The following is an 11,068-nucleotide window of genomic DNA, read 5'->3' as shown; positions in this document are numbered from 1 at the left end:
CACCGTGCCGGCCGCCTCGGCCGGGGTCACGTTCGCGGTGAGGGTGGTGGGCTCACCGACGCGGGCGACCGTCGGGGCGACGGTGACCTCGGTCTCCGTGCCCTCGACCTCGACCGTGACGCCGGCCTCGTCGGAGCTGGGCCGGTACTGGTCGGTGTTGGTCGGCGCGAACGCCGCCGTCACGAGGTAGGCGCCGGCTTCGTAGATCTGGAACTGCGCGCTGGCGCGGCCCTCGGCGTCGACGGCGACGCTCTGCTCCTGGCCGGCGACGGTGAACGTCACGGTGCCGGCGGCCCCGGCGGGGGACACCTGTGCGGACGCGGTGACGGTGCCGCCCGCGGTCACGGTCGGCTGCTCCAACGTGAGCACGGTGGCGGTGTCCTGCAGCCCGACGGCGACGACGCCGGTGCCGGAGCTGCCCGCGTACCGGCTGGGGTTCTCCGGGGTGAAGGTCGCCGTGACCGGGTAGTCGCCGTTGGCGTCGAACTGCCTGGTGAGGCTCGCCTCACCGTCGACGACGGGAACGACCACGGACTCGCCGTCGACCTCGAACGTCATGGTGCCGCCGGCCGCCGCGGGCGAGACCGCGGCGGTGATCGTGACGTTCTGGCCGACGAGCGCCTCGGCAGGCGTGACGGTCACGGAGGTCTGCGTCTGCTCGGCCGAGACGTTCACGGTCTCGGTGTCCGAGCTGGTGGTGTACCGCTCCGGGTCGGCGGGAATAAACTCGGCGGTGACCGTGTACGAGCCGGCCGCGTCGACGGGGATCGACGCCGACGCCGTGCCTCCGGCCAGCGGTACGGTCTGCGCCGGGTAGCCGGGGATCGAGAACCGGACGTCGCCGACCGCGGTGGTCGGGGAGACTGACGCCGTCGCCTCGACGGTGCCGCCGGCGGTCACCTCGACCTCGTCCAGGGTGAGGTCGGTGGCGGTGGTCTCCGTGTTGAGGGAGTAGGAGTTCGTGCGGTTGGACGTCTGCCACTGCGCCGAGTTGGCGGGGGTGAAGGTGGCCGTGACGCTCTTGGTGCCGGCCGTGGGGCGCGTGATCTGCGCGGTGGCCACGCCGTTGTTGACGGTCGCCGTGTATGTCTGGCCCTCGACGACGAACCGGACCGTGCCGGTCGGGGTGTTGGTGCCGTAGGTCGCGTTGACCCGAGCGGTGACGGTGACCGGTTCGCCCGGGCGGCCCGGGTTAGGGGAGAACGTCAGCGGGGAGATGTTGGTGGCGACGGCTGGGAGGACGAACCAGATCCTGTTCGGGTAGTTGATCACGTTCCAGTCGTTGGTGACCTCGGCCTGCAGACCGAGATTGAAGCGCTGCCCACCCATCGCGTTGGACGGGATCCGCATCTTCAGCTGGTAGCGGCGGGTCTCGTCATCGTCGATCCGTGTATCAGTCAGGTCGCCTCCCACGAAGTTCCCGGATGCTCGCGTGTTCGTCATCGACTGTCCCGTGTGGGACTGGTAACCGAATCCGGTGGGGTCTGTGATGACGCCCCACCTTCTGATGTTGGACCAGCGATGCGTAAAGGACCCGTTGAACTTCACGGAGTTGTCCACCTGCACCGTGCCGCCGGGGATGAAGTTACTGCCGCCAGTGTTGATCGCCTGCGTGAAGTCGAATTTATCATGACTGAGACTCGAGGGAGGAGACACCTGGAGTGCTTGCGAGTGCGCCGACGGTGCGAGGCCGAGAATCAACGCGAGGGACGAGAGGATCACCGTGAGCGAGCGCAGCCAGCGGCGCCGCCTGGTCGTGGTGGCTGTGGTGCCGCCGGGTGTGGGGGACATTGCTTCTCCTGTGTGAAGTGCGGTGGTGAGGGGTGGTGCGCCTGCGGGCACCGCTCGTGCGGTGCCCGCAGGCGCGGAGTCGATCAGCTGCCGAGGCTGCCGGTGAGCGAGCCGAGGCTGCCGCTCCCACCGCCGTCGCCGCCGGTGCCGGTCACGGTGATGGTGGCCGAGTCCTCGCTGGGCGCGTAGCGCTCGGTGTCGGCGGGGGTGAAGACCGCGCGGACCGTCTCGTCCCCAGCGTCGGGCATGAGCACCGTCGTGGTGGCCACGCCGTCGACCACGTCGGCGAGGTACTCGGTCCCGTTGACGGTGAACGTCACCACACCGTCCACGGTCCTCGGGGTGACCCGGGCGGTGAGGGTGACCTCGCCGCCGACGGCCACGGTGGCCGGATCGACCGTCACCTCGGTTTCGGTGCCCTCCGCCTGGATCGTCACCGAACCGGTGCCCGCAGAACCGAGCCAGCGGGTGGGCTGGTCGGAGGTGAAGGTGGCCGTGATCGGGTACGTGCCCTTGGTGATGAGCGAGGTATAAACCGTGGCCTTCCCGTCGACCACCGGTGCGGTGAGGGTGCGCCCGGCCACCTCGAAGGTCACCGTGCCGGTGGCGTCCTCCGGGGTGATGTCCGCGGTGATCGCGATCTGCTCGCCGGCGGTGGCCGTGGACGGGTTCACCGAGACCGTCATGGTGGTGGTGAGCTCGGAGACGGCGACCGTCTCCTCGTCCTGGCTGGTGGTGTAGCGAGCCGGGTTGGCGGGCTCGAACGCGGCGAGGACGGTCTTCTCACCGGAGGTGATGAGCTGGAACGTGGCCTGGGCCTCGCCGCCGGTGACCGGGATGCGCTGGGTCTGGCCGTCGACGGTGAAGACGACGTGTCCGGTCGCCGCGGCCGGGGTGAGGCGCGCGGTGGCCGTGATCTGGTCGCCGTCGTGGATCGCCACCGGGTCGAGCGTGAGCTGCGTCTGCGTGGCCTCGGACTGGACGTTGACCGTGCCGGTGCCGACCGAGGTCTGCCACTCGGTGCCGCTGGCCGGGGTGAAGGTGGCCGTGACCGGCTTGGTGCCGGTGGCTTCGAAGATCGCGGTGGTGCTGGCGACACCGTTCACGACCGGGGCGGTGAGGGTCTGGCCGTCGACGGCGAAGCTGACCGAACCCGTGGGCGTGTTGGTGCCGTGGACCGCGCTGACGTTAGCGGTGAGGGTGACGGGCTCGCCCACCCGGGCGACGGACGGGGCGACGGTCACCTGGGTGGCCGACTGGACGGGCGTGACGGTGAAGGAGACCAGGTTGTTGACGTGGTGCCAGTCCCTGTTCCAGAGGAGCTTGGTCTCCATGCCGACGCCGGCGGAGTAGATGGTGCCGCCGGTCGCATCGGCCGGAATGCGGAAACGGAACTTGGCCTCGCGCGAACCGCCACCCCACACCGTGTTGCTGCCGGGATCGCCACCGTAGAAGTTCACCCCCTGACCGAGATCGGAGACGGCTCCGTCGAGGTCACCGGTGACCCCCAGGTACTGGAAACCCGACGGGACACGCACACCGTAGTGGTGCAGCGTGGTGTTGAGGGCGATGACCTCGGTGTTCGTGGCCCTGAGCGTGTACGTCACCTCGCCTCCGGGTCGCAGATCGCCCGAGACGGAGAGCGTGACCCTGAACGGGTCGATCGCCGTCGTCTCTCCCGTCTGCGCGGTGGCGGCCGGCGCCAGGCCGAGCAACAGCGCGAAAGCCGACAGCAGCGCGGTGAGGGCGCGCGCGAGACGTGTGGTGGTGGCGGGGGCCGTGGGGGCGGCGATCTCCCGAGTCGTCATTGTTGCTCCTGACGGGTCTGAGGGGGCGAGACTGCCTTCACGATACTGAGGATTCGTTGAAAGGAAACACTGTTCCGGGCGAAGATCTCGTGAACTTGATCTGGGTGGCAGGCGCGGGGACGACGGATTCGATAGGCAGGTCAGTAGGCTGTCAGGGGCGCGGCAGGTAAAACTCTCGGGCGGGTGGCGCAAAAGTGGGAACGGACATATCGTCGGGCGGGTCGGGCCCTTATCCCCCGCCTCCGCGAGGACGGCCCACGCCGGTCGGCGACACCGCCGGGACGGAACGACGAACTCCGAGGAGAAACATGACGAGCGGGATTGCGCGTCGCCTCGCGGCGGCAGGCACAGTGATGGCGACGGGCGCGGCGCTCGTCGTGGTGACATCGGCCACGGCGCAGGCGGCGCCGGTCTCGGCCACCGGCGGTAGCGAGCAGATGAAGTTCACGCGAACCGTAAGCCAGGGGGTGGTCACCCACGGTGACCGGGTGACCCTCACCAACACGATCGAGCGCAACAGCACGAACGCATGGATGCTCACCTGGTTCCGGGATCAGCACCCCACCTGCCTCGACCTCGTGCCGGGGACGGTCTCGTGGACGGTCGGGGGCGACACCTACACCCAGGTGTCGAACCCGAGCGAGGTCGAGGTGCAGGACGACGCGCTGGTGGTGGACAACCCGCTCGTCTCCCTGTGGAACCCGCCGCTCACGGTGACGGCGGATTACACGGTGAACTGCGCCGCCGGGCAGCTGCGCACCGGCGGCGTCGAGTGGAACCGGACCCAGTGGAACGTCCTCGCTCCGCTCAATGAGGAGTTCCTCAACGCGGGTCCGACCATCACCGTGAACCGCGTCCAGACCGCGCTGGCGCTCGCCCCCGTCGTCGGTGCCCGCGTCGGGACGCCGGTCGAGGTCACCGCGACCGCCACCAACATCCCGGACGGGCAGAGGGTCACCTTCCACGACGGCGGGACGCAGATCGGCGAGGCCCAGGTCTCCGGCGGCGCGGCGACCATCCAGTGGACGCCCACCGTCACCGGGACTCACGCCATCGAGGCGCGGTTCGCCCAGACAGGAACGCACGCCGGCGCCGTCTCGACGCAGAACGTGAGCGTGGGGACGCCCAACGTCTCCTCCACCACTACGGTGGCCCCCGTGCCCGCGGCGCAGGTCGGCCGGGGCGCGACCCTCACCGCAGTGGTCAGCCCGCTCGGCGCCGGCGGGACCATCGAGTTCCGCGTCGATGGCGTCGCGGTGGCCACCGCCCCGGTCGGGGCGGACGGCCGAGCCAACTACCTCTGGGTGCCGGAGCGCGTCGGCGACCACACCGTGACCGCAGTGTTCTCGGGGCGCGACGGTGTCCTCGGGTCGGAGGGCTCCCGCACTGTCGCGGTGGCTGCGCAGGAGCCGGGTGCGGTGGCGTCGAGTACGACGGTCGACGAGGTCGCGCCCGGAATTGTCGGCGACGAGATGACCCTCCGGGCCCGGGTGTCCCCGGCACGTGCCGGCGGCACGGTCACCTTCCTTGACGGCGACGTGGTGATCGGCACGGCTACCGTCGGCGCGGACGGCGTGGCCACGCTGCGCTGGACCCCCGCGACGGCGGGCCAGCGGGTCGTGACCGCCCAGTTCGCCGGCACCAGCGCGCTGCTGGCCTCGGAGGGGACGGGCTCCGTAGTCGTCAACCCTAAGCCGGACGCCCCCTCGGGCAGCCTGGACCTCGGCTCGCTGGGGTCGTCGGGCGGAGGCTCCGCCACCGGGAGCTGAACCACACCTTCGAACCGGCCCCGTGCCCCGTCGCCCGCTTCAGGGTAGCGGGGCACGGGCGTTTGTCGGAGCCGTGACCGGAACGAGACGGGGGCGGGATCGGCGAGCCGGCCAAGAATCCGGTTTCGCGCCATTGTCCGGACGCTGGGCTTTGGTGCAGGAGTGAAAAGTGATGTGGACGACCGTCTGGGACGCCTTTCCAAATCCCGCCGCGGGCGTTACTGTTGCACAGATCACACTCCGCGTGCCCTCTACGTCCTGGCGCCCCGCTGACGTACACGCGGAGGGCAAGGGAGCACAGATGAGGTACGGATCGATGCGCCGGACGCTCGCCGCGGCGAGTGCGGCGACGATGGCGGGAGCGGCGCTGGTCGTCGCGGGCTCCGGGGTGGCGGCGGCGGCGCCGGTGACGGCGACCGCCTCCGACAAGGGCATGACTGGTATCCGCACCGTGAGCAACTCCACGCCGGTTTACGGGGAGACGGTCACCGTCACTACCGAACTGCGGCGATCAGGCTCGAACGCATGGCTCGCATACTGGGTAAAGGATCACCATCCTGATTGCTTCGAGTACGTCGAGAACTCGCTGGAGTGGACTGTCGGCGGCAAGACGTACAACGAAGGCAATGCGGGCGATGACGTTACGGTCGGAGCCGACTTCCTCGAGATCAACCCGTGGGCCGCGAATAGCTGGATCCCCCCAGTGGTCGCGACCGCCGATTACGTCGTCAACTGTGACGCTGGTGCGATCAGCTCCGGTGGAATGAGCTGGGACTCGACGTGGTTCTCGTTGATTCCACCAGCCGGCGGGGAGGTCAATAAGTCCGCCTTGGGCCCCACCATCAACGTGCAGCGCAAGGGGACCTCAGTGTTCCTTCACGCGCCCACCAGCCCGCAGGCCGGTCAGACCGTGACCCTGTCGGTGGACACGACGAACATCCCGGACGGTTCGCAGATCACCTTCACCGTCGACGGGCAGCCCGTCGGCACCGGCACCGTCTCGGGCAACTCGGCCACGCTGCCGTGGACGCCGACGACGGCGGGCACCAAGACCGTGCGCGCCAGCTTCGCGCAGACCGCCACCCACGGCGGCTCGCAGTCGGGGGAACGCATCGTCACGGTCTCACCGACCAACGTCAATTCCAACGTGACCGTCGATGTGGCCGGGACCCCGAAGGTCGGTCAGAGCTCGCAGGTGACGGCCACGGTCACGCCGGAGGGTGCGGGCGGCACGGTCGTATTCAAGGATAACGGCACGGTGATCGGCGATGCCATAGTCGATGCGAGCGGCAACGCCTCCATCGGGTGGATCCCGACCGTCGCGGGCCAGCGCACGATCGACGCCGAGTTCTCCGGCCGGCCGGGCGTCAACCCGTCCAGCAATGGTGTGCCGGTGACGGTCGCGGAGGCCGATCCCAACCAGGTCGCCACCACCACGGTGCTCGACCCGATTGCCACGAGTCCGGCTGGTGAGCCGATCACCCTCACGGCCACGGTGAGCACCAACGCCCCCGGCGGCACGGTGACGTTCTACGACGGCTCGACCGTCATCGGCACCGCGCCCGTCGGCGCCGGCGGCGTCGCGACGTTCGAGTGGACGCCCACCACGGACGGTGTCCGCACCGTCCGAGCCGAGTTCTCGGGTGAGGGCGTCAACCTCGCCTCCGCCGGCACGGCGCAGGCGATCATCACCCCGGCCGTCGAGGATCCGGAGGATCCGACCGACCCCGGCACCCCGGGTGGCAACTCGGGAAGCGCCGGCTCGCTCACCGGCAGCCTCGGGGGCGAGAACGCGTCCGGTTCGCTGGGTTCGCTCGGCAGCTGACACTTCGGCTCCCTCTCGGGCGGTGCCCCATCGCGTTCGCGCGGTGGGGTACCGCCTCATTTAGCGGGGTGAAGGCTGGGTTGCTCAGGCCGGGGACGGGGTCTCAGTGTGCCTGGCAGTCGCCGGCGAGCGAGAAGCTGGACAATCGGCCAATTTTCTCCTCGTTGCGCCTCTGGTTAGCTGTCCATTCGGATACTATGACCTGGATCACTATGTGTTTCCGCATGTCGTACACCTGACTCCGCCCCCGAGGAGATCCCATGATGAAGAACGCGTCACGCCGGCTGTTGGCGATCCTGAGTGCCCTGGCTCTGGCGATGGGGTTGATGATTACCGGTTCAAGCGGGGTGGCCGGAGCGGCGGTTGTGGAGAGAGGCGGGAGCACCACGTCGTGGAGTGCGACGGTCTGGCACACCCAACGCGCGTACGAGTCGCCGGTGCGCTACGGCGATCGCATCCGACTGACGATGGACTTCGACACCTCGTGGAATGCCGACCTCTACTGGGCGGAACTCCGCCACCCCGGGTGTCTCGACATCGTGCCAAACACACTGACGTGGGTTTACGGGGATAACACCTACAGCTGGCCGTCGAACTCCAACGACGACGGCATCTCGATGAACGACACCAACACGCGATTCGACCGTTGGGGCGTGTTGTCGGTCAACAAGTTGCACCTCAGCGCCGAATACACCGTCAACTGCGCCCCCGGAACCTACGGGGTGGGGTTCGGGTACAACCCGACAGTCGGTGACCAGAGGACCTTCGACAACTACATCTCGTTCACCGTCATCAAGGCCGACTCGGCTCTCCAGCTCACCGCCGATCCGTTGACGCCGCTGCCCGGTCAGCCGGTGACCCTGCGAGCGAACAACCTCGTCAACATCCCGGACGGGCAGTCGGTGAGCTTCTTCGTCAACGGGGCGAACGTCGGCTCGGCGAACGTAAGCGGCGGCGTGGCCACGCTCTCGTCGTGGGCCCCTCCGACCGAGGGCTCCTACACGGTGGAGGCCCGATACGGTGGATCGAACACCGTGAACCCCTCGACGTCCGACCAGGTCACGGTCAACGCGGTCAAGTCCCCCTCCACCGTCGCGGTCGCGGCGTCGCAGCCGGCCATCGCGGAGTCGCCCGTCCCACTCACCGCCACCACGACCGGCGTCGCCGACGGCCAGACCGTCGAGTTCCTCGTCAACGGGAACTCGGTGGGCACCAGCACGGTGACCGGCGGAAAGGCCACCTTCAACAACTGGACCCCGGCCACCGCGGGTGACTTCGTGATCCAGGCGCGCTACGCGGGCTCGACCACGGTCGCCGCTTCCCAGTCCGGGCAGGTGATGGTCAGCGTCGTCGCACCCGTCCAGGTCACGTCGACCACCCTCGCCGTCGACCCCGACCCCGTACCCGGGCAGACCTCGACCCTCACGGCCACCGTCACCGACGGTGACGACGGCGACACCGTCGAGTTCTCCAACAACGGCACCGTCCTCGGCACAGGCCAGGTGACCGGCGGCGTCGCCACCTACGACTGGGCGGTGGGCGCCGCGCTCGCCAACCAGCCCTACAGCCTCACGGCCCGCTACCTCGGCTCGACCGGATACCTCGAGTCCACCTCCGAGCCCGTCACGGGCACGGTCGGCCTGGTGCAGACCACCGTCTCGACGATCACCGCGCCGGCCACCGCCACGGTCGGCACCGCGATCCCGCTCACCGCCACCGTCACCGGCGGCGTCGCCGGCCAACCGGTGGAGTTCCGCGACGCCGACGGCGACGTGCTGTGCTCGGTCAACCTCGGGACCGGCACCACCGCCACCTGCTACTGGACCCCGGACGCGACCGGCGCCGTCGACGTGACCGCCCACTACGCGGGCACCGCCACCACGGCCGCCGCCGCGTCCCCTGCCGCCACCACGGTTACGGTGGACGTGAGCGAGTCCTCGCTGGTGCTCTCGGCGCCCAGCGGCGGAGTGCCGGGGCAGGCGCTGACCCTGTCGGTGGAGACCACCGGGATCGCCGACGGTGAGACCGTGACGTTCTCGGTGGACGGCGCGCCGGTGGGCACCGGCCAGGTGTCCGGCGGACAGGCGACCACCCAGTGGACGCCCACCGCGGTCGGCACCTACGACGTGCAGGCCGCCTACGCGGGCTCGCCGACGGTCGGCGCATCCGAGTCGAACGCGGTCCAGGTGACCGTGGCGCTCGGCGAGACGCAGACCTCGGTCGTGACGGCGTCTGCCGACCCGGTCACGGGGGAGCCGGTGACGCTGTCCGCGACGGTGACCGGCGGCACCGAGGGCGTGACGGTCGAGTTCCGCGACGCCGACGGTGACGTGCTGTGCTCGGCGCCGCTGGGTGCCGACGGCTCGGCCTCGTGTGCGTGGACCCCGGATGCGGTGGGCGCGGTCGAGGTGACCGCGCACTACGCGGGCGACGCCACCACGGCGAGCTCGCAGTCGCCCTCGGCCACGACCGTCAACGTCGGGCAGGGCACGGTTGCTGCGCCTTCGGATCTGGTGGTGTCGCCGTCGGCGCCGAGCACCGATGATGCGGTGACGGTGTCGGGTACGGCTGAGTCGGGTGCGTCGGTGACGGTTCCCGGTCCGGGTGGTGCCGAGTGCACGGTGACGGCGGACGCCGCTGGTGCGTTCTCCTGTGCGCTGGGTGTGCTGCCGGTGGGTGAGCACACGCTGTCGGCGGTGGCGACGCTCAACGGGGTCGACTCGCAGCCCACGACCACGACGGTGACGGTCGGCCAGGGTGTGGTCGCCGCGCCGACGGTGTCGGTGGATCCGGTTTCTCCGGATACCGATGACGTGGTGACCGCGTCGGGTTCGGCGCCGGCCGGGTCGACGGTGGCTGTGTCGGTCGACGGTGCGGTGGTGTGTGCTGCTGCTGCGGTCGTCGACGGTTCTTACTCGTGCGACCTGGGCACGCTGTCGGTCGGTGCGCATGAGGTGGCTGCGGTGGCGACGCTCACTAGCGTGGACTCCGATGCGGCGACCACGACGGTGACCGTCGGGCAGGGCACGGTTGCTGCGCCGTCGGATCTGGTGGTGACTCCTGCTTCGCCGAGTACCGATGATGCGGTGACGGTGTCGGGTACCGCTGAGCCGGGTGCGTCGGTGACGGTGACCGGTCCGGGTGGTGCCGAGTGCACGGTGATCGCGAATGCCCAGGGCGAGTTCTCGGGCTGTGACCTGGATGCGCTCCCGGTGGGGACTCACATGCTGTCTGCAGTGGCGACGCTCAACGGTGTGGGATCTGCTGCGGCGACCGCGTCGGTGACGGTCGGCCAGGGCGTGATTGCTGCGCCGACGGTGTCGGTGGATCCGGCTGCGCCGGACACCGATGACGTGGTGACGGCCTCGGGTACGGCGCCGGCCGGGTCGACGGTTGCAGTGTCGGTCGATGGCGAGGTGGTGTGTGCCGCCGCCGAGGTGACGAACGGTTCGTACTCCTGCGACCTGGGCGCGCTGTCGGTCGGTTCCCATGAGGTGTCTGCGGTGGCCACGCTCAATGGCGTGGACTCTGATCCGGCCACGACGAGCGTGACGGTGGGCCAGGGCACGGTTGCTGCGTCGACGGATCTGGTGGTGTCGCCGTCGGCGCCGAGCACCGATGATGCGGTGACGGTGTCGGGTACCGCTGAGCCGGGTGCGTCGGTGACGGTGACCGGCCCGGGTGGGACGGACTGCACCACGACGGCGGACGAGTCGGGTGCGTTCTCGTGCTCGCTCGGCACGCTGCCGGTTGGTGCGGATCAGACGATCTCGGTGATCCAGACGGTCAACGATGTCGACTCGGACGCAGCGACGGTCCAGGTGTCGGTGGGCCAGGGCACGGTCGCTCCGGTGACGGATCTGTCGGTGTCGCCT

At 69.6% G+C, this 11,068-nt stretch carries 5 protein-coding genes; 3 read left to right on the top strand and 2 right to left on the bottom strand.

The annotated features are described in order from the left end of the window. Both HMPREF3086_RS03125 and HMPREF3086_RS03120 read right to left on the bottom strand, forming a co-directional pair. The coding region (locus HMPREF3086_RS03125; protein WP_210401828.1) for an Ig-like domain repeat protein at positions 1 to 1,791 on the bottom strand (1,791 nt) is incomplete at its 3' end. An 83-nt stretch (positions 1,792 to 1,874) separates the two neighbouring features. Next, positions 1,875 to 3,599: an Ig-like domain-containing protein gene (locus tag HMPREF3086_RS03120; protein WP_070720142.1), complete on the bottom strand. Its 1,725-nt coding sequence runs from the start codon at positions 3,597 to 3,599 to the stop codon at positions 1,875 to 1,877. A 308-nt stretch (positions 3,600 to 3,907) separates the two neighbouring features. On the opposite strand from HMPREF3086_RS03120, the gene HMPREF3086_RS03115 reads away from it, so the two are divergent. The 3 genes from HMPREF3086_RS03115 to HMPREF3086_RS03105 form a co-directional block, all read left to right on the top strand. Beyond that, positions 3,908 to 5,368: an Ig-like domain-containing protein gene (locus HMPREF3086_RS03115; RefSeq protein WP_083324272.1), complete on the top strand. Its 1,461-nt coding sequence runs from the start codon at positions 3,908 to 3,910 to the stop codon at positions 5,366 to 5,368. 301 nt (positions 5,369 to 5,669) lie between these two features. Next, positions 5,670 to 7,193, top strand: a complete 1,524-nt coding sequence (locus tag HMPREF3086_RS03110; protein ID WP_141763966.1) for an Ig-like domain-containing protein — start codon at positions 5,670 to 5,672, stop codon at positions 7,191 to 7,193. A gap of 260 nt (positions 7,194 to 7,453) precedes the next feature. Beyond that, a partial coding sequence (locus HMPREF3086_RS03105; protein WP_070720138.1) for a beta strand repeat-containing protein occupies positions 7,454 to 11,068 on the top strand: 3,615 nt, incomplete at its 3' end.

Source organism: Dietzia sp. HMSC21D01 (assembly GCF_001815995.1).
Classification (GTDB): domain Bacteria; phylum Actinomycetota; class Actinomycetes; order Mycobacteriales; family Mycobacteriaceae; genus Dietzia; species Dietzia cinnamea.
The sequence above is the reverse complement of the archived record's forward strand: the minus strand, read 5'-3'. Positions and strand labels throughout refer to the sequence as shown.

Coding starts and splice junctions, on each gene's coding strand:
- HMPREF3086_RS03115 (WP_083324272.1), top strand. CDS start 3,908: ATGACGAGCGGGATTGCGCGTCGCCTCGCGGCGGCAGGCACAGTGATG.
- HMPREF3086_RS03110 (WP_141763966.1), top strand. CDS start 5,670: ATGAGGTACGGATCGATGCGCCGGACGCTCGCCGCGGCGAGTGCGGCG.
- HMPREF3086_RS03120 (WP_070720142.1), bottom strand. CDS start 3,599: ATGACGACTCGGGAGATCGCCGCCCCCACGGCCCCCGCCACCACCACA.